The organism is Bradyrhizobium diazoefficiens, assembly GCF_016616235.1.
Classification (GTDB): domain Bacteria; phylum Pseudomonadota; class Alphaproteobacteria; order Rhizobiales; family Xanthobacteraceae; genus Bradyrhizobium; species Bradyrhizobium diazoefficiens_H.
The window spans coordinates 298,541-321,006 of sequence record NZ_CP067100.1 but is presented as its reverse complement, the minus strand read 5'-3'; the positions used below and the strand labels follow the sequence as shown (position 1 = coordinate 321,006).

Sequence of the window (22,466 nt, the reverse complement as noted above, 5' to 3'; positions counted from 1 at the left end):
GGCGCTTTAGACCGCAGCGATCTCGCGATCGAGCTCGCTTTCGGCGACCACGCGATTGCGACCACTTCGTTTGGCAAGATAGAGCGCCCGGTCGCAACGTTCGACCAGATCGTTCATGGCTTCCCCGGGCTGAAACTGCGACGCTCCGATCGAGACCGTGATGGACGGAAGAATCTCGCCGGTTGACCGACGGGTGATCTGACACTCGGCAATAGAGCAGCGGATGCGTTCGGCAATTGCCGTCGCCACGGCGAGGTCGGCACCGGGCAGCACGGCGATCAATTCCTCGCCGCCGTAGCGGGCCGGCAGATCGATCTCGCGGACCTTGTCGCGCAGCACCTGCGCCATCAACCGGAGCACCTGGTCGCCGACACCATGACCGAACGTGTCGTTGAATGACTTGAAGTGATCGATGTCGAGCATCAGCAGGCTGAGCGGCTCGCCTTGCTCCATGGCCGCGATCTGCGCCTTGCGGAAGAACTCGTCCAGCGCGCGGCGATTGGGCAGGCCGGTGAGCGTGTCGGTCCTGGCGCGTTCCTCGGACTTGCTCAGCGTTTCCCGGATCGAATCGAGCTCCTGCGTCCTCTCGGCGAAGCCGGCTTCGAGCTTCGCGGCGCGGCTGGCGGCCTTGGCGAGTTCGCTCATCAATTGCTGGATGAGCAGCTTTGGATCGGAGCCGGCCTGGCCCTGATCAGCGACATGGTGGATCGCCCGCATCTGGGCATGATTGTCGGCAATAGCCGTTGCCAGGAAGACCTGGGCGGCGTCCATGACCGCGTGCAGCTGCTGGGAGGCAAGGGCCGCCGCCGAGCCGTCCGGCGCGGCCACATAGGTCGAAAACAGGTCCCGATTGATGGTCGCGTCGAACTTGCGTTTGTTGCCGATCAGAATATCGATGGCGCGCTGCAAATCGCTTGGAACTCCCATCGAATAGGCGAACCAGACGCTGAAATTGTCCGGCGTGGCGGGCACGTGTTCGGCCGCCATGCAGCGCAAGGCCTTCTGCGCGACGGACGCTGCGTAGTCATAGTCGAGCTCGTCGAAGGGGCTGGCGATCATGAGGAAAGATCCCGGTCTCAGGCCCCGATAGCTTGGCAGCCCCCGCCTTAATCAGTTCTTGAAGTCAGGCCTGCCCCGTATTGAACCGGGGGCTTTGAAGCGAGCGGGATTCTGGCTTTGCGGCAACCCATTGACCCCTTGAGGACTTCTATGGCCTAGTCCGCCCTCTTCAGGCGGCCCGAACTCACGAAAACCGACGATTCCATGACCTCCGAACGCTACAACGCCCGCGACGCCGAACCGCGCTGGCAACGCCAATGGGACGACCAGGCGATCTTCGTCTCCAAAAACGACGATTCGCGGCCGAAATACTATGTGCTGGAGATGTTCCCCTACCCGTCCGGGCGCATCCATATCGGCCATGTCCGCAATTACACGCTCGGCGACGTGCTGGCCCGCTTCATGCGTGCCAAGGGCTTCAACGTACTGCACCCGATGGGCTGGGACGCCTTCGGCCTGCCGGCCGAGAACGCCGCCATCGAGCGCAAGGTCGCGCCCAAGGCCTGGACCTACGACAACATCGCATCGATGAAAAAGCAGCTCCGCTCGATCGGGCTGTCGCTGGACTGGTCGAGGGAGATCGCGACCTGCGATCCCTCCTATTACAAGCACCAGCAGAAGATGTTTCTGGACTTTTTGCGCGCGGGCCTCGCCGAGCGCGAGAAGCGCAAGGTGAACTGGGACCCCGTCGACATGACCGTGCTCGCCAACGAGCAGGTGATCGACGGCCGCGGCTGGCGTTCCGGCGCTGTGGTCGAACAGCGCGAGATGAACCAGTGGGTCTTCAAGATCACGAAGTACTCGCAGGAGCTTTTGGACGCGCTGGATACGCTCGACCGCTGGCCCGACAAGGTCCGGCTGATGCAGCGCAACTGGATCGGCCGCTCCGAGGGCCTGCTGATCCGCTTCGCACTGGATCAAGCGACGACGCCGGCCGGCGAAACCGAGCTGAAGGTCTTCACGACCCGTCCCGACACGCTGTTCGGCGCCAAGTTCATGGCGATCGCAGCGGATCATCCGCTGGCGCAGGCAGCCGCCGCGAAGAACCCCGAGCTTGCGGAGTTCATCGCCGGGATCAAGAAGATCGGCACCGCGCAGGAGATCATCGACACCGCGGAGAAGCAGGGCTTTGACACCGGCATCCGCGCGGTGCACCCGTTCGATCCGAGCTGGAAGCTGCCGGTCTATGTCGCGAACTTCGTGCTGATGGAATACGGCACCGGCGCCATCTTCGGCTGCCCCGCGCACGACCAGCGCGACCTCGACTTCGTCAACAAGTACCATCTCGGCAACACGCCAGTGGTGTGCCCGGAAGGCCAGGATCCGAAGACATTCGTGATCACCGACACCGCCTATGACGGCGACGGCCGCATGATCAATTCGCGCTTTCTCGACGGCATGACGATCGATCAGGCCAAGGAAGAGGTGGCAAAGCGTCTCGAGAACGAGCTGCGCGGCAACGCGCCCGTCGGCGAGCGCCAGGTGAATTTCCGCCTGCGCGACTGGGGCATTTCGCGGCAACGCTATTGGGGCTGCCCGATCCCGGTGATCCATTGCCCGAAATGCGATGTCGTGCCGGTGCCGGATGCCGACCTGCCGGTGAAGCTGCCCGATGATGCGACCTTCGACAAACCGGGCAACGCGCTGGATCATCATCCGACCTGGAAGCACGTCACCTGCCCGCGATGCGGCGGCAAGGCGCTGCGCGAGACCGATACCATGGACACCTTCGTGGATTCGTCCTGGTACTTTGCGCGCTTCACCGATCCCTGGAACGAGAACGCGCCGACGACGCCTGGGGTCGCCAACCGGATGCTGCCGGTCGACCAGTATATCGGCGGCGTCGAGCACGCGATCCTGCATCTGCTCTACAGCCGCTTTTTCACCCGCGCGATGAAGGCGACCGGGCACATTGCGCTGGACGAGCCGTTCGCCGGCATGTTCACGCAGGGCATGGTGGTGCATGAGACCTATCAAAAAGCCGACGGCACCTATGTGCAGCCGGCCGAGGTCAAAATCGAGGTCGGCGGCAATGGCCGCCGCGCTGTTCTGATGGCGACTGGCGAAGACATCACGATCGGCCCGATCGAGAAGATGTCGAAGTCGAAGAAGAACACGGTCGATCCCGACGACATCATCGAAACCTATGGCGCCGACGTCGCCCGCTGGTTCATGCTGTCGGACTCCCCGCCCGACCGCGACGTGATCTGGAGCGACGAGCGCGTCCAGGGTGCCTCGCGCTTCGTGCAGCGGCTGTGGCGGCTGGTGAACGATTCCGTCGAACTTGGCAGGGCCGCGCCGGCGGCCCGGCCGGCCTCGTTCGGGGCGGACGCAACCGCCCTGCGCAAGGCCGCCCATAGCGCACTGGACAAGGTCACCACCGGGATCGAGCGGCTGCACTTCAACGTCTGCCTCGCCCATATCCGCGAATTCGCCAACGCGTTCTCGGAGGTGCTGCAGCGCGCCGGCCGGCCCGCGTCTGACCTTGCTCCAGATTTGGCTTGGGCGATCCGGGAGGCGAGCCAAATCCTGGTCCAGCTGTTCTCCCCGATGATGCCGCACCTCGCAGAGGAGTGCTGGCAGGTGCTGGGTCATTCCGGGCTGGTTTCGGAGGCCAATTGGCCGCAAATCGAACGCGATTTGCTGGTTGAAGACACCGTGACCCTGGTGGTCCAGGTCAACGGCAAGAAGCGGGGTGAGGTCACAGTTGCAACAGCGGCCCAGAATCCGGAAATCGAGGCTGCCGTTTTGGCCCTTGATGCGGTAAAACTGGCCCTGGACGGCAAGCCCGTCCGCAAGGTGATCATCGTCCCCAAGAGGATCGTGAATGTTGTCGGCTAGGATCCGCATCGCAGCGCGCTTGCTGGCAGTCGCCGCACTGGCGGCGCTGACGGCTGGCTGCTTCCAGCCGATGTATGCCGAGCGTGGCGACGGCACCCCCGGTCTGCGCGAGAAGCTGATGGGGATCGAACTGCCGCCGATCGCCAAGGCGAATGCCTCCCGCGAGGCCCGCGTCGGCGTCGAGGTCCGCAATGCCCTCGCCTTCAAGCTGTACGGCAGCGCCACGGGCATGCCGCCGACCCACCGCCTGGACATCCGGTTCAACAGCAGCAAATCGTCGCTTCTGGTCGATGCCAACACCGGCCTGCCGACCAGCGAGAACTACGGCATCGACTGCCAGTACAATCTGATCGAGGTCGCGACCGGCAAGTCTGTGATGACCGGCACGACGTTCTCCCGCGTGTCGTTCGACATGCCCGGCTCCTATCAGCGCTTCGCCCGCAACCGCGCGGTGCGCGATGCCGAGGACCGCGCTGCCAACGAGATCGCCGAGAACATCGCGACCCGGCTCGCCGCGTTCTTCACCGCGGGCACCTGACGTTCTTGGTCGCGCTGCGCGGAAAAGACATCGACGCCTTCCTCGCCCGTCCCGATGCGGGCCGGCCAATCATCCTGCTCTATGGTCCCGACGCCGGCCTCGTGCGCGAGCGCGCCGATGCGCTGATCGCCTCCGCCGTCGACGATCCCAACGATCCCTTCTCGCTGGTCAGGCTCGACGGCGACGAGCTCTCCGCCGAGCCGTCGCGCCTCGTCGACGAAGCCATGACGGTGCCGCTATTCGGCGGCCGTCGCGCGATCCGCATCCGTGCCGGCTCGCGCAGCTTCGCCAGCGGCGTCGACACGCTGGCGGAGATGAGCGTGAAGGATTGCCGCATCGTGATCGAGGCCGGCGAGCTGCGCCCGGAATCGCCGCTGCGCAAGGCCTGCGAGAAGGCCAAGACGGCCGTGGCGATCGGTTGCTATCCCGACACCGAGCGCGATCTCGCCAAGCTGATGGAGGATGAGCTCCGCATCGCAAACTTGCGCATCGCGCAGGATGCCCGCGCCGCGCTGATGTCCTTCCTCGGCGGCGACCGTCAGGCCTCGCGCAACGAGCTGCGCAAGCTGACGCTCTATGCCCATGGCAAGGGCGAGATCACGCTGGACGACGTGATGTCCGTGGTCGCCGACGCGTCCGAGCTGAAGCTCGATCCGATCGTCGACGGCGCCTTCGCCGGCCGGCCCGATATCGTCGAGACCGAGTTCGCAAAAGCCATGATCGCCGGCACCTATCCCGGCGTGATCATCTCCGCCGCGCAGCGCCAGGCCGCGTGGCTGCACAAATCGGCACTCGCGATCGCCGACGGCCAGCCGGCCTCAGCCGTGCTCGACGGCGGCTTCCCGCGGCTGCATTTTTCGCGCAAGCCTATGGTCGAAACGGCGCTACGCAATTTCAGCGTGGCGCGGCTTGCAGCCGTGATCGAGCAGCTCGCCACGGCTGCGCTCGACACCCGCAAGCAGTCCGCGTTGGCTGCCTCCATCGCCCAGCGCACGCTGATGGCAATCGCCGCGAATGCGAAGCGGCGGGGATAGTCTCCCGCTCTCACCGCGTCATTGCGAGGAGCCCTTGCGACGAAGCAATGACGGCGCTGGAGCAGAGTCGCATCAAACACGCGGCCGTCGTCCTGGCGAAACAGGACGACATCGATGATCTACAGCGCGCCCTTGGCCAGCCGCTTCATCACCTCGTCGAGCTGGTCGAGGTTGCGGTAGCTGATCTGGACCGAGCCGCCGGGGTCGCGGTGATTGACGGTGACCTTGAGGCCGAGCGCATCGCTGACGCGCTTTTCCAGATCGATCGTGTCGGGGTCCTTGTCCTTGCCGGCGGTGGCGCGCGCCTTCTGCGGCTTGCGCTCCGGCACGCCCTCTTCATGCGCGAGCGCCTCGGCCTGGCGGACGTTGAGGCCTTCCTCGACGATGCGCCTGGCGGATGCGAGCGGATCGGGCACGCCGATCAGCGCGCGGGCGTGGCCGGCGGTCAGATCGCCGCTCGTGATCAGGGCCTGCACCTCGGCCGGCAACTTCGTCAGCCGCATCATATTGGCGATGTGGCTGCGGCTCTTGCCGACGACCTTTGCGATGTCGTCCTGGCTACGTTTGAACTCGTTGGCAAGCGCGTGGTAGCCGAGCGCCTCCTCCATCGGGTTGAGATCTTCGCGCTGCACGTTCTCGACGATCGCGAACTCCAGCGCGTCGCTGTCGCTGATGTCGACCGGCACGATCGGCACCTCGTGCAGGCCGGCCATCTGCGAGGCGCGCCAGCGCCGCTCGCCGGCGATGATCTCGTAGCGATCCTGCGCGCCTTTCACGGGACGCACCACGATCGGCTGGATCACGCCATGCTGCTTGATGGAGTCGCTGAGCTCCCTCAGCTCCGTGTCCGAAAAGGCGCGGCGCGGGTTGCGCGGATTGGGCTTGATGAATTCGATCGGCACCTTGCGCTGCGCGCGCGGACGATCGACATGCTGAGCCTCGCCGCCGACGTCACCGATCAGACTCGCAAGACCCCGGCCCAGTCGCGAACGCGCTTCGTCGGCCATCGCCAGCTCCCTTGGATTCACGGTGCAACACTCCAGAACTGAATTGTCGTAGGGTGGGCAAAGCGAAGCGTGCCCACCAGTTGTGTAGAAGATGGTGGGTACGGCGAAGATGCCTTTGCCCACCCGACTGCCGCGTCAATGCGCGACGCGCAGCTCGCGCTCGCGCTGGATCACTTCGGTGGCGAGCCGCAGATAAGCTTCGCTGCCGACGCATTTGAGATCGTAGACCAGCACCGGCTTGCCGTAGGACGGCGCTTCCGAGATGCGAACGTTGCGCGGGATCATGGTCTTGTAGACCTTCTCGCCCATGAACTGGCGGACGTCGGCGACGACCTGGTTCGACAGGTTGTTGCGCGAGTCGAACATGGTCAGCACGATGCCGTGGATCGACAGGTTCGGGTTGAGCGTCGAGCGCACCTGCTCCACCGTCTGCAACAATTGCGACAGACCTTCGAGCGCGAAGAACTCGCATTGCAGCGGCACCAGGATCGCGTCGGACGCGGCCATGGCGTTCACCGTCAGTAAATTGAGCGAGGGCGGGCAGTCGATCAGCACATAGGTGTAATCGGCGTCGGGCGAGACGTTGTTGTTGAGCGCGCCGATCGCATCGCGCAGCTTGAAGGCGCGGCCGGGCGTGGTGCCGAGCTCGAGCTCGAGGCCGGAGAGGTCCATGGTCGAGGGTGCGATGTGCAGCCGCGGCACCGCCGTCGAGACCACCGCTTCACGCAGAGGCGCTTCACCGATCAGGACGTCATAGGTCGAGCAGCTTCGGTTGCGGCGATCGATGCCGAGACCGGTCGAGGCGTTGCCCTGCGGGTCGAGATCGACGATCAGGACGCGCTCGCCAATCGCCGCGAGCGCCGTGCCGAGATTGATCGCCGTGGTTGTCTTTCCCACGCCGCCCTTCTGATTCGCCAGCGCCAGGATGCGCGGGTGGCCCTGCGGGACCTCGCTGGTCGGTTCTTGGGTCTTCTCCTGCTGCGGCTCGTCAATCACGGTCATCGAAATTCCCCAATCGCCCCCTGAACGCCTCACCCACGCCGTTCAACTGAAGTCAGCTCCACGATCCAACCATCCCCCGTCCGGCTTTGGTGGAGCTGCGGCTGAATATTCCAATATTTAGCGGCTTCGGTCAATTCGACCTCTACATCTTGTCCCTTGAGAAATAACGCCTTTGCGCCCTGGCGCATCAGCGGCTCCGCAAAGCCGATGAGTTGATGTAGCGGAGCCAGCGCACGCGCGGTCACGCAATCGACGGGGCCGGTGATTCTATCCACATTATCCCCGATCTCGGCGAGATGTACGACCCCCGGAGATGTGGTGACGCGAATCGCTTCGCGCAAAAACGCGGCCTTCTTGGCGATTCGCTCGACGAGATGGACATTGGCGCCCGGCGTTCCTGCCATCGCACAGGCCAGGACCACACCCGGAAAGCCGCCGCCGCTGCCCAGATCAGCCCAGCGTTTTGCGATTGGTGCGAGACCGACGAGCTGAAGCGAGTCGGCAATGTGCCGGGTCCAGAGGTTTGGCAGGGTCGATGGCGCGACCAGATTGGTTTTGGCCTGCCACTCTCGAAGCAGCGCGATGTAGCGATCGAGGCGCTCCTCGGTTTGACGTGAAACAGGAGCGAGCTTGAGCGCCTGACGCTTGTCGGCGGCGATCATGGAATCGAGCGCCTGATCGTTCGCGCGGGCTTTGTCGATCTTCGGTCTGTGAGATGCCGGCTCGACCTTGCGACCGGCGCCCTCACCTGCTCCGGCTCGTCGCGTTAACGGTTTATCCCCGCCCGGTCCGCGCTGTTTCACGTGAAACGCCTATGCGATTGCTTTGGACGTCTTCCGCGCCTCGCGGCGAAGGTAGGCGGCGAGGATGCCGAGTGCCGCCGGTGTCATGCCATCGATCCGGCCAGCCTGGCCGACCGTAAACGGCCGTGCCTTTTCCAACTTGGCCCGGACCTCGTTGGAGAGACCGGGGACTTGGCTGTAGTCGATCTCCGACAGAACCATTCCTTCGTCGCGCCGGAAGGCTTCGACGTCAGCGCTCTGGCGCTCCAGATAGACGTCGTACTTGGCGTCGATCTCAAGATGGGTGGCGATGACGGGATCGATGGCAGATAGCTCCGGCCAGATCGCGCGGACCTGGCTCCAGCCGATCTCCGGATAGGCCATCAGCTCGAAGGCCGAACGGCGCTGGCCATCCCGGTTCAGGGACAGCCCGTGCTTGATCGCCTCGTTCGGGGTGATGGTCAGGGACTTCGAAAGCGTTCGGGCGGCGTTGAGGGCGTCCATCTTGGTTCGATGATGCTGCGTCCGGGCAGCGCCGACAGAGCCCAGAGCGATCCCCTTCTCGGTCAGGCGCTGATCGGCATTGTCGGCCCGCAGCGTCAGCCGGTACTCCGCGCGCGAGGTGAACATCCGATAGGGCTCGCTGATCCCGCGGGTGACGAGGTCGTCGATCATGACGCCGAGATAGCCGTCCGCGCGGTCGAACACCGTCAGCGCGGTGCCGCTGGCAGAGAGTGCCGCGTTAAGACCAGCCACTATGCCCTGTCCGGCGGCTTCCTCGTATCCGGTGGTGCCGTTGATCTGTCCGGCCAGAAACAGGCCACGCAGCCGCTTGGTCTGCAGGGTCGGATCGAGCTCGCGCGGATCGACGTGATCGTATTCGATGGCATAGCCCGGGCGGACCATCCTGACCCGCTCCAGACCGGGGATGCTGGCGAGGATCGCGAGTTGAACCTCCTCCGGCAGCGAGGTCGAGATCCCGTTGGGATAGACCGTGCTGTCATCGAGCCCTTCCGGCTCCAGGAAGATCTGGTGGCCGTCACGATCGCCGAAGCGGACGATCTTGTCCTCGATCGAGGGGCAATAGCGCGGTCCGGAGCTCTTGATCTGGCCGGAGTACATCGGGGAGCGATGCACATTGGCCCGGATCACCTCATGGGTCGCGGATGTGGTCCGGGTGATGCCGCACTGGATCTGCGCCGTCGTGATCCGCTCGGTCATTACCGAGAACGGCTCTGGAGGCTCGTCCCCGGGCTGCATTTCAACCGCAGACCAGTCGATCGTGGTGCCGTCCAGACGCGGCGGCGTACCGGTCTTGAGCCGTCCAAGGGTGAAGCCGGCACGCTCAAAGGAGGCGGAAAGACCCATCGCGGGAGCTTCTCCGACACGGCCGGCAGGCCAGTTCTTCTCACCGAGGTGGATCAGACCGCGCAGAAAGGTGCCGGTGGTGACGACGACGGCTCCTGCCCGAAGCTCCCGGCCATCCGCCAAGCGCAGCCCAATGACCCGTCCTTCGACCACAATCAGTTCATCAGCTTCGCCTTCGATGACGGAAAGACCCTCGGTCTCCTGGATCGCGGCCTGCATCGCAGCGGCGTAGAGCTTCCGGTCAGCCTGAGCCCGAGGCCCGCGCACTGCAGGACCCTTGCGGCGATTCAGAACGCGAAACTGGATGCCGCCGGCATCGGCGACGCGGCCCATCAGACCATCGAGCGCATCAACCTCGCGAACCAGATGGCCCTTGCCGAGACCACCGATGGCGGGGTTGCAGGACATCGCACCGACCGTTGCGAAACGATGCGTCACCAGGGCGGTCGCCGCGCCCATTCGGGCGGACGCAGCCGCGGCCTCACAGCCGGCATGGCCGCCGCCAATCACGATGACGTCGAAGCTCTCTCGCTCTGTTCGCATGCGCGGACTTCTAACTCAGAGGCAGAGAACCCGGAAGTAGAAACTGGGTGAGACGGGTTGTTTCACGTGAAACAGGGCAGGACCGGATCGATTTCGTGAAAACAACCCCATGCACAGTAGAAGCTGTCTTGTTCCCGTTCGTGTTTCACGTGAAACAAATGGGCCAAACCCTTCCTTCTTGTGAAGGCACTTGGACCGATTCCCTGACTCGTCGCCGAGGAACTGCAGCACCGGCGTGCGCGATCGTGGTCCAACTGGTCGCACTATTGTTTCACGTGAAACAAAGAGATCCTTCGTGCGAGCGCAAGTCATGGAACACGCCTGGTTCTAGAATGAAGAACCAGGCCTACTTTCCGATGCAGAACTTCTGGAAAATAGCCCCGAGGACGTCCTCGACATCGACCCGGCCCAGCAGCCGGCCCAAGGCATAGGCCGCAGCGCGCAGCTCTTCGGCGGCGAGCTCCTCGCCCTCTTCTACAAGTTCGAGACTTCGGCGCAAGCTGTCCGATGCCCGGCTCAACAGATCTCGTTGCCGGGCCCGGGTCACCACAGCGCCCTCGCTCGATCCGAAGAACTCGGAGGCGAATTTCACGAGCGCATCGATCAGCGCCGGGATGCCATCGCCTCGACGTGCCGAGATCGCGAACTCGCCGGTCGGGCCGGAGCTCCCGGCCTCGCCCAGATCGATTTTGTTGCGCACGATCCAAACCGACCCGGCGGGTCGATCGCCGCCCCCGGATTTCCGAAGCGGCCGCATCGCCTCCGGATCGACGGCCTGCTCAGCCTCGACCAGCCACAGCACGAGATCGGCGTCCTCGGCTCGCGCCCGCGCCCGGCGCACACCCTCCTGCTCGACGGGATCGTTGGTCTCGCGGATGCCGGCGGTGTCGATGACCGTGACCGGATAGCCGTCCAGATCGAGCTGCACCTCGATCACGTCGCGCGTGGTGCCGGCATGCGGCGATACGATCGCGACCTCGCGGCGTGCGAGCTGATTGATCAGCGTGGACTTGCCGACATTCGGCTCGCCTGCGATTGCAACCACCAAGCCCTCACGCAGGCGTTCAGAATGTCCCTGTGCAGCAACGACCTTTGCAATTTCATCGTGCAGGGCCTTGATCGCTTTCACTGCCGGCGCCCTCAATTCCGCGGGCACATCGCCTTCATCGGAAAAATCGATGCCGGCCTCGATCAGCGCCGAGGCCTCGATGATGCGTTCGCGCCAGTCTCGGGCGCGGTCGCCGAGCAGGCCCTGTAGCTGGCGGAGCGCCTGGCGGCGCTGGCGGTCCGTGTCGGCATGGATGAGGTCGTCGAGGCCTTCGGCTTCGGTGAGGTCGAGCTTGCCGTTCTCTAGAGCTCGCCGCGTGAACTCGCCGGGCTCGGCTGCCCGCGTATTCGGAATTGACGAAATAGCGGCAAGAAGTGCCGACAGCACCGCACGGCCGCCATGGATGTGAAATTCGGCGATATCCTCCCCGGTCGCGCTGCCCGGCCCCGGAAACCAGAGCACCACTGCATCGTCGATCGGCTGTCCTGCGCCGTCACAGAGCAACCGCCGGCCGGCCTGCCTTGGCGCCGGCAGCTTGCCCGCGAGCGTGGTCAGCGCCAAGCCGGCCTGCGGACCCGAGACCCGCACCACGGCAATCGCGCTCGGCGGACGGCCGGACGACAGCGCAAAGATGGTTTGGTCTCGCGAATGCATGGCCTATTTGTCCGGCTCACCGGAAAAAGGCAAATGGCCCGTTCTTTGCGATGCCGCGCCCACTTTTGCTGCGCTCCCGCCCGCAGCAATGTCCATATTGCGACGCAACATAGACTGCAGCATTTTGCTGCAACATTGTCCCGGTGCGGAACCAGCCAGTCGCCGGGGGTCAGGGATAGCACAAATATATCAATGGCTTCCAACAGATCCGGATTTCGTCCAGCTGCTCGCCATGCTGCACTTTTCCCGCAGCAAAGCTGCACAAACAAAAGGGCGCCCGGAGGCGCCCTCTGATCTCTTGCTGCACCCAGGTTCAGGTGTTCATGGAGTCGAAGAACTCCGAATTGCTCTTGGTCGAGCGCAGCTTGTCGAGCAGGAAGTCGATCGCGTCCATCGTCCCCATCGGGTTGAGGATACGGCGGAGCACGTACATCTTCTTGAGCACCTGCGTATCCGTGATGAGCTCCTCCTTGCGGGTGCCGGAGCGGGAGATGTCGATCGCCGGGAAGGTGCGCTTGTCCGAGACCTTGCGGTCCAGGATCAGTTCCGAGTTACCGGTGCCCTTGAACTCTTCGAAGATGACTTCGTCCATGCGGCTGCCGGTATCGACCAGCGCGGTCGCGATGATGGTCAGCGAGCCGCCCTCCTCGATGTTGCGGGCGGCACCGAAGAAGCGTTTCGGGCGCTGCAGCGCGTTGGCGTCGACACCGCCGGTCAGCACCTTGCCGGATGACGGCACCACGGTGTTGTAGGCGCGCCCCAGGCGCGTGATCGAATCGAGCAGGATCACGACGTCGCGGCCGTGCTCGACCAAGCGCTTGGCCTTCTCGATCACCATCTCGGCGACCTGGACGTGGCGCACCGCCGGCTCGTCGAAGGTCGAGGACACCACCTCGCCCTTCACCGAGCGCTGCATGTCCGTGACTTCTTCCGGACGCTCGTCGATCAAGAGCACGATCAGATAGCATTCGGGATGATTGTGCGTGATCGAATGCGCGATGTTCTGCATCAGCACGGTTTTACCGGTGCGCGGCGGCGCCACGATCAGTGCGCGCTGGCCCTTGCCGATCGGCGCGACGATATCGATCACCCGTGCAGACAAGTCTTTGCGCGTCGGGTCGTCGATTTCCATACGGAAGCGCTGATTCGGAAACAGCGGCGTGAGGTTGTCGAAATTGACCTTGTGCTTGGCCTTTTCCGGGTCTTCGAAATTGAGCGTATTGACCTTCAGCAGCGCGAAATAGCGCTCGCCCTCTTTCGGGCTGCGAATGTGGCCTTCGATGGTGTCGCCGGTGCGCAAGCCGAAACGGCGGATCTGCGAGGGCGAAACGTAGATGTCGTCAGGGCCCGGCAGATAATTCGCGTCGGGCGAGCGGAGAAAGCCGAAGCCGTCGGAGAGAACCTCGACAACGCCTTCGCCGACGATATCGGTCTCAGCGAGCGAAAGCTGCTTGAGGATGGCGAACAGCAGTTCCTGCTTGCGCATGGTGCTGGCGTTCTCGACCCCGTTCTCTTCCGCGAACGAGACAAGCTCGGCCGGCGTCTTCGACTTGAGGTCCTGGAGTTTAATTTCCCGCATTGGGGTGGTCCTGTGGGGTAACCTTAGGGAGGGGTGCGAGGAGGCTCTGAAATGCGGACGCGAGAAGGTAAGGTCCGCAGGTCTGGCAAGGTTAAGTGCCGGTGAGGCTTCAAACCTGATGCGGTGTCCGGCTTCTGGAAAGCTCGGACACAACCACATCCGCCTGCGTTGGGTGGGATATTGCCAATATAGAAAATCGCTCTCTGCTACGCAAGACGAAGTGCTGAGCTAAACGTCGCCCCGGCCGCCTAGAACGGCTTCACGATCACCATGATGACGATCAAAATCATCAGGACGGTCGGCACCTCATTGATAATCCGATAGAATTTCTGGCTGCGCGGGCGCTTATCGGCGGCGAAATCCTTCACCCAGCGCGAAAAAAAGCCGTGGACCGCGGACATCGCCAGAACCAGTGCCAGTTTTACGTGCAGCCAACCGAAGGTGAACCAATGGCCGGACCAGGCGAGATAGAGCCCGGCGAGCCAGGTCATGCCCATCGCCGGATTGATGATCGCCTTGAGCAGCCGGCGCTCCATGACCTTGAACGTTTCCGACTGCTTCGAGCCGACCTCGGCCTCGCAGTGATAGACGAACAGCCTCGGCAAATAGAGCATGCCCGCCATCCAGGCGATGACAGCGATCACGTGCAGCGCCTTGATCCAGAGATAGACGTCTTCGAACATGTTCTGCGCCCGGATGTCTGCCCAGCTTTGGGAACGCTGGGGATAGTAAGAACCCGTTAAGGTCTCACCCTGCACACATATCCGTCCGGTGCGCCTTCCTCAAATCTAGAATCTTAGATTCTTAAAGGTTTGAGTCTGAGTGACCGTGGATTGGACTCATGCAATGCAGTCCGCCACTTCACGCGCGCTTGTTCACATCCTTCAACATATCCCCGCCAGCCCATGCCGGCTGCGATAAGTCCGTCAGCTTCAAGGGCTTGCAGGTTTCTATCGGCAGCTTATCAAGGCGGTTGTCCGCGCAATCCCGTTTGCCCCTCGGCACGGCGCCGGACTTGTTCTGATGGGCACTGGTGTGAAGAAAATCGGCACTTGTCCCGTCCCTGGTGTCGCACATCCCTTTCCGAGGGGTTAAGGTCCACAGAAATCCACAAACCACACCGTCCTCATACAAAGAGTTTTTGTGCCGACCTCGAACAATTATTTCCATCTGCACCTCGTGTCCGACTCCACCGGCGAGACGCTGATCACCGTCGCGCGCGCCGTTGCCGCGCAGTACGCCAATGTGACCCCGGTCGAGCATGTCTATCCGTTGGTGCGCAGCCAGAAGCAGCTCGATCGCGTGCTCGACGAGATCGAGGAAGCGCCGGGCATCGTGCTGTTCACTTTGCTGGAGAAGGATCTGGTCTCCAGGCTCGAGGACAAGTGCAAGGCGATCAATGTTCCGAGCCTGTCGATCATCGGCCCGGTGATGCAGCTGTTCGAGGCCTATCTTGGCGCTGCGACCACGGGCCGCGTCGGCGCCCAGCACGTCCTTAATGCGGAATATTTCAAGCGCATCGACGCACTGAACTACACGATGATCCATGACGACGGCCAGCATGTCGAAGGGCTCGAGGAGGCCGACGTGGTGCTGGTCGGCGTGTCCCGCACATCGAAGACGCCGACGTCGATTTATCTCGCCAATCGCGGCATCCGCACCGCCAACGTGCCGTTGGTTCCCGGCATTCCGGTGCCGGCGCAACTGGAAACGCTGACGCGGCCGCTGGTGGTGAGCCTGCATGCCACGCCGGAACGCCTGATCCAGATCCGCCAGAACCGTCTGCTCTCGATGGGCGCCGATTCCGGCAGCGACACCTACACCGACAGGCAGTCGGTCACCGAGGAGGTCGCGTTTGCGCGCAAGCTGAGCGCCAAGCATGATTGGCCGCTGCTGGACGTCACGCGGCGCTCGATCGAGGAAACCGCCGCGGCGATCATGAAGCTCTACAGCGATCGCCAGCGCAACCGGCCGTCGGAATAGTTTCGCGATGGGTCTGTGGCTCGGCAAGACTGCGTTGATCCTGGCCTCGCAAAGCAGTGCGAGAAAGATGCTGCTGGCCAATGCCGGGCTTGAATTCAAGGCGGTCACGGCCGACATCGACGAGCGCGGCGTTCAGGCTGCGTCCAAGCTGTCGAACCCGCGCGAGATCGGCCTGCTGCTGGCGCGTGAGAAGGCGAAGGCGGTTTCACTCAATCATGCCGGAAGCTATGTGATCGGCGCCGACCAGACGCTGGCGCTCGGGAATCGTCTCTTCAACAAGCCCGCCGGCCACACTGAGGCGCTGGCGCAGCTGCGTGATCTCGCCGGCAACAGCCATGAGCTGAATTCCGCTGTCGCCGTGGCACGTGATGGCAAGATCGTTTTCGAGGACGTCTCGGTGGCCCGCATGACCATGCGGAAAATGACGGAGGCTGAGCTTTCGGCCTATCTCGACGCTGCCGGCGAGGCCGTCACGACCAGCGTCGGTGCCTACCAGCTCGAAGGTCTCGGCATTCACCTGTTCGAGCGCATCGAGGGCGACCATTTCACCATTCTCGGCCTGCCACTACTGCCGCTGCTTGCGTTCCTGAGGAACGAGCATCTAATTGCAGTGTAGACAATCAATATGGCTTGCAAGTTGGCTTGGCGCTGATGCGGATCCTTGGACTGACCGGCTCGATCGGGATGGGCAAATCCACCACCGCGAAACTGTTCGCGGAGGCCGGCGTGCCCGTCTACGACGCCGATGCCGCGGTCCATCAGCTCTATGAAGGCGAGGCCGCTCCGGCGATCGAGGCCGCCTTCCCCGGCACCACCGTGAACGGCAAGGTCGATCGGTCGAAGCTGTCGACACGCGTGGTGCACGATTCCGCCGCGATCAAGCAACTCGAGCAGATCGTTCACCCGATGCTCGGCGCCTCCCGGCAAAAATTCTTCGCCGACGCGGAAGCGGCCGGGGCGCCGGTCGTGGTGTTGGACATCCCGCTGCTGTTCGAGACCGGCGGCGAAAAGCGCGTCGACGCCGTCGTCGTGGTCTCGACATCGCCGGAACTTCAGCGTGAGCGGGTGCTGGCGCGGGGCACGATGGACGAGGCCAAGCTCGACGCCATCATCGCCAAGCAGACGCCGGACGCCGAGAAACGCAAGCGCGCCGATTTCGTGGTGGATACCTCGCACGGACTTGAACCGGTGCGCGCGCAAATCGCGCACATCCTGGCCGAGGTCGTTAAGATGCCGCAGCGGCGAGCCTGATTCGCCGACTTACAAGGCTTCTTGCACGGCGCCCTCAATCATGCGTGAAATCGTTCTCGACACCGAAACCACCGGCCTCGATCCGCTCCGCGGCGATCGCCTGGTCGAAATCGGCTGCGTCGAGATCTTCAACCGCATGCCGACCGGACAGACGTATCACGTCTACATCAACCCCGAGCGGGACATGCCAGCGGAAGCCTTCGCGGTGCATGGGCTGTCGGCCGAATTTCTCTCGACCAAGCCGCTGTTCCACGAGGTCGCCGACGCGTTTCTGGAATTCATCGGCGATGCGCCGCTGGTGATCCACAACGCCTCGTTCGACATCAGCTTCATCAATGCCGAGCTCGACCGCATCAAGCGCGCCGCGATCCCGCGCGAGCGGCTGGTCGACACGCTGCTGCTGGCGCGGCGCAAGCATCCCGGCGTGTCGAACCGGCTCGACGATCTCTGCTCGCGCTATGCGATCGACAACTCGCACCGCACCAAGCACGGCGCGCTGCTCGATGCCGAACTGCTGGCCGAAGTCTATGTCGATCTGGTCGGCGCGCGGCAGTCGCAGCTGTTGCTGGCTTCGGAAGGCGAAGCGATTAGAGTCAGCGCGACTGGCGATGCACCGCGGCGGCAGCGGCTGGTGCCGCTTGCGCCGCGGATTTCGGAGGCCGAGCGCGAGGCCCACAAGGCCTTTATCGCAACGCTCGGCGACAAGGCGATCTGGAACGAGTACCTCGCCGCTCCACCAGCCATTGCGGCCGGCTAGGCTCGCAGGGTTAAGCCTGGCCGGGCTGAGCGCCCTGGGCGGCCATTTGCCGCTCCATGTTCTGGCGGTAGAGGCCGACGAAGTCGACCGGATCCAGCATCAGCGGCGGGAACCCGCCGTCGCGCACCGCGGTCGCGATGATCTCGCGGGCGAACGGGAACAGCAGCCGCGGGCATTCGATCATGACCAGCGGATGCAGGTTCTCCTGCGGCACGTTGACGATGCGGAACACGCCGGCATAGGCGAGCTCGAACGAGAACATCACCTTGCCGGCGGTCTCGGCCTTGCCCTCGACCGACAGCGTCACCTCGTACTCGTGTTCGCTGAGGTTGTTGGCGCTGACGTTGATCTGGATGTTGATCTGCGGCTGCTGGCCCTGGGACTGGAGCGAGCCAGGGGCGTTCGGATTTTCGAACGAGAGGTCCTTGGTATATTGCGCCAGCACGTTGAGCTGGGGAGCCTGGGCCGCCTCGGGAGGGGTGCCGTTACCGTTGGTCATGAAAGTCTCTCCTTACCCGATTGGGGCTGAATTTCGCGGCGGTTGGCTAACATAGGGCCGCCTCGTTCCACAAGGACGAACGGTCCCGGATGGGGCATCCGGCCCGCGCCCACAACTGTGACGTTCGACCCGGCCTTCCGGCGAAATTGCGCCTTAAACGATTGAAGACGCGCGATTTCCGGGCACGATCGGGTTTCCCCTTAAGCATAAAACGCGCTACACTCTCCGCTGTGCCAAAAGGCGCCATTGGCCGGGCAAGATTTCGTGCCTACATCCCACGGACCTGACGCGGACCCAAAATGGTGATGTGGACTTGCCGTTCCCATATGGAACGGTCTACTGGCCGGATCGATTTTCCCGGCGACGGTCCTTCGGGACGCTCCTTCTAGTTCTAGCGAAGACCAGAAAGCGAATACGACGTGGACATCTACACCATCATCTTCCTGGCGCTGGCGGTCTTTATCTTTCTGAGGCTGCGCAGCGTGCTGGGGCAGCGCACGGGCAACGAGCGGCCGCCGTTCGACCGCAACGCGCTCCAGGGCGCCCAGGACAAGAACGTCGTGACCATGCCGGGCAAGGTGATCGACCAGGCGCCACTGGCGCCGGCGGCCGAGCCGGCCCCGCCTTCTGATCGCTGGAAGGGCCTGACTGAACCGGGCACCGCGCTGGCCCAGGGTCTCGATGCCATCGCCGAGAGGGATTCCACCTTCGACCCGCGCCATTTCATCTCGGGTGCCCGCGGCGCCTATGAGATGATCGTGCTGGCCTTTGCCAATGGCGATCGCCGCGCCCTGCGCGACCTCTTGTCGTCGGAGGTCTATGAGAGCTTCGATGCCGCGATCAAGGAGCGCGAGAAGAACGAGCAGAAGACCGAGACGCGCTTCGTCTCGATCGACAAGGCCGAGCTCGTCGGCGCCGAGTTGCGCGACCGTACCGCCCAGCTCACCGTGCGCTTCGTCTCGCAGATGATCTCGGCGACCCGCGACAAGACCGGCACCATCGTCGACGGCAGCGCCGACACGGTCGCCGACATCACCGACATCTGGACTTTCGCCCGCGACATCACCTCTCGCGATCCGAACTGGAAGCTGGTTGGCACCGGAAGCGCGAATTAAGACCTTTCTGAAGACCAGCGCGACGGCGCTTTGCGCAGGTGTCGTCGTGCTGTCGTCGTTTTCGCTCGGCGCCGAGGCGGCGCGGCGCCACTATCGCAGCCATCACCATCATCTCCCGCAAATGGCCGCCACTCCTGCGCGGGCCTTGCCCTATCCCCAGCTTCCGCTGCCGTTCGAGATTCCCGGTGCGCAATATCTGCCGTTGACGTGGGCCGACGTGAAGGGCTGGAGCGACGACGATCATCTCGCCGCCTACAGGACGTTCCGCGCCAGTTGCCGGTCGATCAATGCGCAGGCGGGCGCGCCTGAGCCGAAGGCGCTCGGCGGCTCGCTGAGCGAGCCGTGCAAGGTCGCCAAATCGCTCGAGCTCAGCGATGACGCGAAGGCAAAGGCGTTCTTCGAGCAGAATTTCGCGCCGCTGCGCATCTCGCGCCTGGGCGAGCCCGACGGTTTCGTTACCGGCTATTACGAGCCGGTGCTGGAGGGATCGCGCACGCAGACCGACGTCTACAACGTGCCGGTCTATCGCCGTCCGTCGAACCTGTTCGTGCGCGGCTACAAGCAGGATTCGGTCAGCCTGCCCAACAAGGGCCCGGTGTACCGCAAGATCGGCCGCCGCAAGCTCGTGCCCTATTACGACCGCGGAGAGATCGAGGACGGCAAGATTGCCGGCCGCGGACTGGAGATCGCCTGGCTGAAGGATCCGACCGATCTGTTGTTCGCCCAGATCCAGGGTTCGGCGCGGATCAAGTTCGATGACGGCGGCACGGTCCGGCTCAACTACGATGCCTATAACGGCTATCCCTACACCGCCGTCGGTCGCATCCTGATCGAGCGCGGCATCATTCCGAAGGAAGAGATGTCGATGCAGAAGATCAGGGAGTGGATGGCGCAGAACCCTGACGGCGCCAGGGAGCTGCGGCGCCAGAACCGCTCCTACATCTTCTTCCGCGAGGTCAATCTCTCCGACAAGGACGAGGCGGTCGGCGCGCAAGGCATCCCGCTGACGGCCGGCCGCTCGATCGCGGTCGACAAGTCGCTGCATGTCTACGGCACGCCGTTCTTCATCGAGGGCGAGCTGCCGATCGAGTCCGAACGCGCGAAAACGCCATTCCACCGGCTGATGATCGCGCAGGACACCGGCTCGGCCATCATCGGTCCCGCGCGCGCCGATCTCTATTTTGGCGCCGGCCAGGAGGCGGGTCGGGTTTCGGGGCGGCTCCGCCATCCCATACATTTTGTCATGTTGGTGCCGAAGGGCCTCGATCCCGCGGCCCGTGCCGCGCGGCTGCCGGTGCCGGATCCCAGGCCCTCGGAGAAGATCGCAAAACTGTTTCCCCAAACCGGGCCCGCGAAAGATGCGGCCACGGTGGCGCCTGCTACGGCCACGGCGGCAAGCAAGAGCGAGACGGTCGCCGCGGCCGGCCCGGTCCCGCTGCCGGTGCCACGTCCCGCGAGCGAGCCCGCTTCCGAGCCGCGGCGGCCAGTGAAAAATCGTTCCCGGCAGCAATGAAGCGATCGTCCCGTCCGCCCGTGCTGGAGCCTCGCCCCTCGCCGCGCCGCCGCGCGCTGAGCGAGGAGGAGCGCGAGCTGTGGGACCTCGTCGCCAAGCAGGTCAAGCCGTTGCGGAAGCGTCGCGCAGCAAAGCCGCTGACGGCGCCGCATGCCGAGCCCTCGCCCGCAGCGCAGGTGACGCGACCTGTGCCATCACCGCGCCCGATGGCTGCTGCGTCCGCGCCTCGCGTGACAAAACCAGCGATGCCGCCGCTGGCGCCGCTCGGCAAGCGCGAGCGCGCAAAACTGTCGCGCGGCCGCAGCGAGATCGAGGCGCGGCTCGATCTGCACGGCATGACCCAGATGCGCGCCCATCGCGCGCTGAGCGTCTTCCTGCACCGCGCCCATCAGGATGGCCTGACCTTCGTGCTCGTCATCACCGGCAAGGGACGGAGCGGCGGCGAAAGCGGCGTGCTGCGCCGCCAGGTGCCGGAATGGCTGAGCCTGCCGGAATTCCGCGCCTTCGTGGTCGGCTTCGAGGAAGCCGCGATCGGCCACGGCGGCGAGGGCGCACTGTATGTACGGATCAGGCGGGCGAGGGGATAGCGATTCTACACCTCTCCCGCTTGCGGGAGAGGTCGCGCCGAAGGCGGGGGTGAGGGCTCTCTCCACATCGGGAGTGTCCCATTGTGGAGACACCCTCTCCCCAGCCCTCCCCCGCAAGCGGGGGAGGGAGCGCACCTGCGATGCGGCCCGAGCAAAGGTTTAGAACGGCCGCACGATTCCGACGCGCGGTATCAGCGTGAGGACCAGGCCGAAGATGTTGGTCCTCTTATCCTCCGCCGGAATCGGCGGGACCTCGCGGGAGGCCGGCAGCACCTTCACCGCGTGCAGGATCAGGAAGATGCAGACCGCCCAGTTCGACATCCAGCGCGAATAGTCGAACACCATCGCGAACATGATGAGATAGGCGAGGCTGATGCCGATCAGCGCAGCAACGATGAGCCGCCGGTGCATCTCGTTCGCGAGTGCCGCGATCAGGTTCGCAAAATAGCGCCACAGCGGCGTGTGCAGCCAGAGCAGCAGCGCGAACACGGGCAGCCCGAGGATGTTGTGCGGCAGCCATGCCCGGGTGTCGGAAACTTCCTTCGAGAGCGGCTGATACCAGATGTAGCTGAACTGCAGCAGGCTGGTGCGGGATGGATCGGCCATCCGGCTCTTCAGATACGCGACAAAATCAGCTTCCGGGATCGGCACCGTTCCCAGGAATTGCGCGGCGAAGAACAGCGCGCTCACGCACAGCAGCGCCACGAGGCCGAACGCGACATTCGTTCTGGTGACGCCGTGGGCGAGATAGTGCCTGATCACGACGATGGTGATGATGGTCGGCACATACATCAACAAATGGATGTGGTGGATCAGCACCAGGATGATGGAGAACAGTGCGGCCGCTGCGACGAACAGCAGCGAGCTCGCCGGCATCAGCAGCAGCATGAGCGCGAACACGCAGCCATAGATGTCGAAATGGCCGAGCGTGTGCATGAAGTTCTTCAGGAAATACGGCGAGCCCGCGATCAGGACGAACAGCGGCAGCGTCTTCTCAGAGAAGCCAAACGTCCTCTGAAACAGCCTTAGGAACAGCATCAATGTCACCAGCCACGCCGCGCCCGAGATCGCGAACACCAGCCATACCGGCACCTTGTCCGTGAACAGTGCGACGATCGCCCCGATCAGCGCGCGCTTGATGAAGCCGAAATGGTAGTCGACCAGGAGGTGGATATAGGGGACGTAAGGCGGCAGCAGGATCTTGTGAATGAAGACGCCGGCGACGACCGCCGCGTTGATCGCGAGCAGGACGCGCCAGGGGTTTTGGAGAACAGGTTTCAACAAGGACCGTCGCGGCTGGTGGGTC

At 63.9% G+C, this 22,466-nt stretch carries 20 protein-coding genes; 10 read left to right on the top strand and 10 right to left on the bottom strand.

The annotated features are described in order from the left end of the window. Window positions 1-6: 6 nt before the first annotated feature. The gene (locus tag JJB99_RS01460) at window positions 7-987 is read right to left on the bottom strand and encodes a GGDEF domain-containing protein (RefSeq protein ID WP_200500009.1); all 981 of its coding nucleotides are present in this window, start codon (window positions 985-987) and stop codon (window positions 7-9) included. Window positions 988-1,263: 276 nt separating this feature from the next. Between JJB99_RS01460 and leuS the strand changes: the two genes are divergently transcribed. Genes leuS through holA form a run of 3 tightly spaced genes read left to right on the top strand, consistent with a single transcriptional unit; the run spans window position 1,264 to window position 5,472 of the window. After that, window positions 1,264-3,900, top strand: coding sequence for a leucine--tRNA ligase (leuS, locus tag JJB99_RS01455; RefSeq protein WP_200497057.1), 2,637 nt, complete (start codon window positions 1,264-1,266; stop codon window positions 3,898-3,900). Then, on the top strand, window positions 3,887-4,438 hold the full coding sequence (locus JJB99_RS01450; protein WP_200497056.1) for an LPS assembly lipoprotein LptE: 552 nt from the start codon (window positions 3,887-3,889) through the stop codon (window positions 4,436-4,438). Before leuS ends, JJB99_RS01450 begins: the two co-directional genes overlap by 14 nt. Window positions 4,439-4,443: 5 nt before the next feature. Then, the gene (gene holA, locus JJB99_RS01445) at window positions 4,444-5,472 is read left to right on the top strand and encodes a DNA polymerase III subunit delta (protein ID WP_200497055.1); all 1,029 of its coding nucleotides are present in this window, start codon (window positions 4,444-4,446) and stop codon (window positions 5,470-5,472) included. A 119-nt stretch (window positions 5,473-5,591) separates the two neighbouring features. Here holA and JJB99_RS01440 read toward each other — a convergent pair whose 3' ends face one another. From JJB99_RS01440 to hemJ, 7 genes are all read right to left on the bottom strand, one after another. Next, the gene (locus tag JJB99_RS01440; protein WP_200497054.1) at window positions 5,592-6,479 is read right to left on the bottom strand and encodes a ParB/RepB/Spo0J family partition protein; all 888 of its coding nucleotides are present in this window, start codon (window positions 6,477-6,479) and stop codon (window positions 5,592-5,594) included. 135 nt (window positions 6,480-6,614) lie between these two features. After that, on the bottom strand, window positions 6,615-7,481 hold the full coding sequence (locus tag JJB99_RS01435; RefSeq protein WP_200497053.1) for a ParA family protein: 867 nt from the start codon (window positions 7,479-7,481) through the stop codon (window positions 6,615-6,617). Between the two features lie 29 nt (window positions 7,482-7,510). Further along, on the bottom strand, window positions 7,511-8,143 hold the full coding sequence (gene rsmG / locus JJB99_RS01430; RefSeq protein WP_200500008.1) for a 16S rRNA (guanine(527)-N(7))-methyltransferase RsmG: 633 nt from the start codon (window positions 8,141-8,143) through the stop codon (window positions 7,511-7,513). A gap of 150 nt (window positions 8,144-8,293) precedes the next feature. Further along, on the bottom strand, window positions 8,294-10,174 hold the full coding sequence (mnmG, locus tag JJB99_RS01425; protein WP_200497052.1) for a tRNA uridine-5-carboxymethylaminomethyl(34) synthesis enzyme MnmG: 1,881 nt from the start codon (window positions 10,172-10,174) through the stop codon (window positions 8,294-8,296). 346 nt (window positions 10,175-10,520) lie between these two features. Beyond that, window positions 10,521-11,876, bottom strand: coding sequence for a tRNA uridine-5-carboxymethylaminomethyl(34) synthesis GTPase MnmE (gene mnmE / locus JJB99_RS01420; protein WP_200497051.1), 1,356 nt, complete (start codon window positions 11,874-11,876; stop codon window positions 10,521-10,523). Window positions 11,877-12,189: 313 nt separating this feature from the next. After that, the gene (gene rho, locus JJB99_RS01415) at window positions 12,190-13,455 is read right to left on the bottom strand and encodes a transcription termination factor Rho (protein ID WP_200497050.1); all 1,266 of its coding nucleotides are present in this window, start codon (window positions 13,453-13,455) and stop codon (window positions 12,190-12,192) included. Window positions 13,456-13,703: 248 nt separating this feature from the next. After that, window positions 13,704-14,138, bottom strand: a complete 435-nt coding sequence (gene hemJ / locus JJB99_RS01410; protein WP_200497049.1) for a protoporphyrinogen oxidase HemJ — start codon at window positions 14,136-14,138, stop codon at window positions 13,704-13,706. A gap of 460 nt (window positions 14,139-14,598) precedes the next feature. On the opposite strand from hemJ, the gene JJB99_RS01405 reads away from it, so the two are divergent. The 4 genes from JJB99_RS01405 to dnaQ are packed head-to-tail and all read left to right on the top strand — an operon-like array spanning window position 14,599 to window position 17,446. After that, complete coding sequence (locus tag JJB99_RS01405) at window positions 14,599-15,438, top strand: pyruvate, water dikinase regulatory protein (RefSeq protein ID WP_200497048.1); 840 nt, start codon at window positions 14,599-14,601, stop codon at window positions 15,436-15,438. Window positions 15,439-15,445: 7 nt separating this feature from the next. Then, window positions 15,446-16,054: a Maf family nucleotide pyrophosphatase gene (locus JJB99_RS01400; protein ID WP_200497047.1), complete on the top strand. Its 609-nt coding sequence runs from the start codon at window positions 15,446-15,448 to the stop codon at window positions 16,052-16,054. A 35-nt stretch (window positions 16,055-16,089) separates the two neighbouring features. Continuing rightward, window positions 16,090-16,689, top strand: a complete 600-nt coding sequence (gene coaE / locus JJB99_RS01395) for a dephospho-CoA kinase (RefSeq protein ID WP_200497046.1) — start codon at window positions 16,090-16,092, stop codon at window positions 16,687-16,689. A gap of 40 nt (window positions 16,690-16,729) precedes the next feature. Beyond that, entirely contained in the window at window positions 16,730-17,446 is a 717-nt protein-coding gene (gene dnaQ / locus JJB99_RS01390; RefSeq protein WP_200497045.1) for a DNA polymerase III subunit epsilon, read from the top strand. 10 nt (window positions 17,447-17,456) lie between these two features. On the opposite strand, the gene secB is transcribed toward dnaQ, so the two are convergent. Beyond that, a complete protein-coding gene (gene secB, locus JJB99_RS01385) occupies window positions 17,457-17,945 on the bottom strand; it encodes a protein-export chaperone SecB (protein WP_200497044.1) in 489 nt (162 codons plus the stop codon). Between the two features lie 419 nt (window positions 17,946-18,364). Here secB and JJB99_RS01380 point away from each other — a divergent pair, with 419 nt between their 5' ends. From JJB99_RS01380 to JJB99_RS01370, 3 genes are read left to right on the top strand one after another with little or no spacing between them, the layout of a single operon-like run. Continuing rightward, window positions 18,365-19,060, top strand: a complete 696-nt coding sequence (locus JJB99_RS01380) for a Tim44/TimA family putative adaptor protein (protein WP_200497043.1) — start codon at window positions 18,365-18,367, stop codon at window positions 19,058-19,060. After that, window positions 19,038-20,573 (top strand): murein transglycosylase A, encoded by a 1,536-nt coding sequence (gene mltA / locus JJB99_RS01375; protein ID WP_200497042.1) that lies wholly within the window; start codon window positions 19,038-19,040, stop codon window positions 20,571-20,573. The genes JJB99_RS01380 and mltA overlap by 23 nt, the downstream gene beginning before the upstream one ends. Then, window positions 20,570-21,160, top strand: a complete 591-nt coding sequence (locus JJB99_RS01370) for a Smr/MutS family protein (protein WP_200497041.1) — start codon at window positions 20,570-20,572, stop codon at window positions 21,158-21,160. The genes mltA and JJB99_RS01370 overlap by 4 nt, the downstream gene beginning before the upstream one ends. A 159-nt stretch (window positions 21,161-21,319) precedes the next feature. Here the strand turns inward: JJB99_RS01370 and JJB99_RS01365 are convergent, their stop codons facing one another. Then, a complete protein-coding gene (locus JJB99_RS01365) occupies window positions 21,320-22,444 on the bottom strand; it encodes a hypothetical protein (protein ID WP_200497040.1) in 1,125 nt (374 codons plus the stop codon). Window positions 22,445-22,466: the final 22 nt, after the last annotated feature.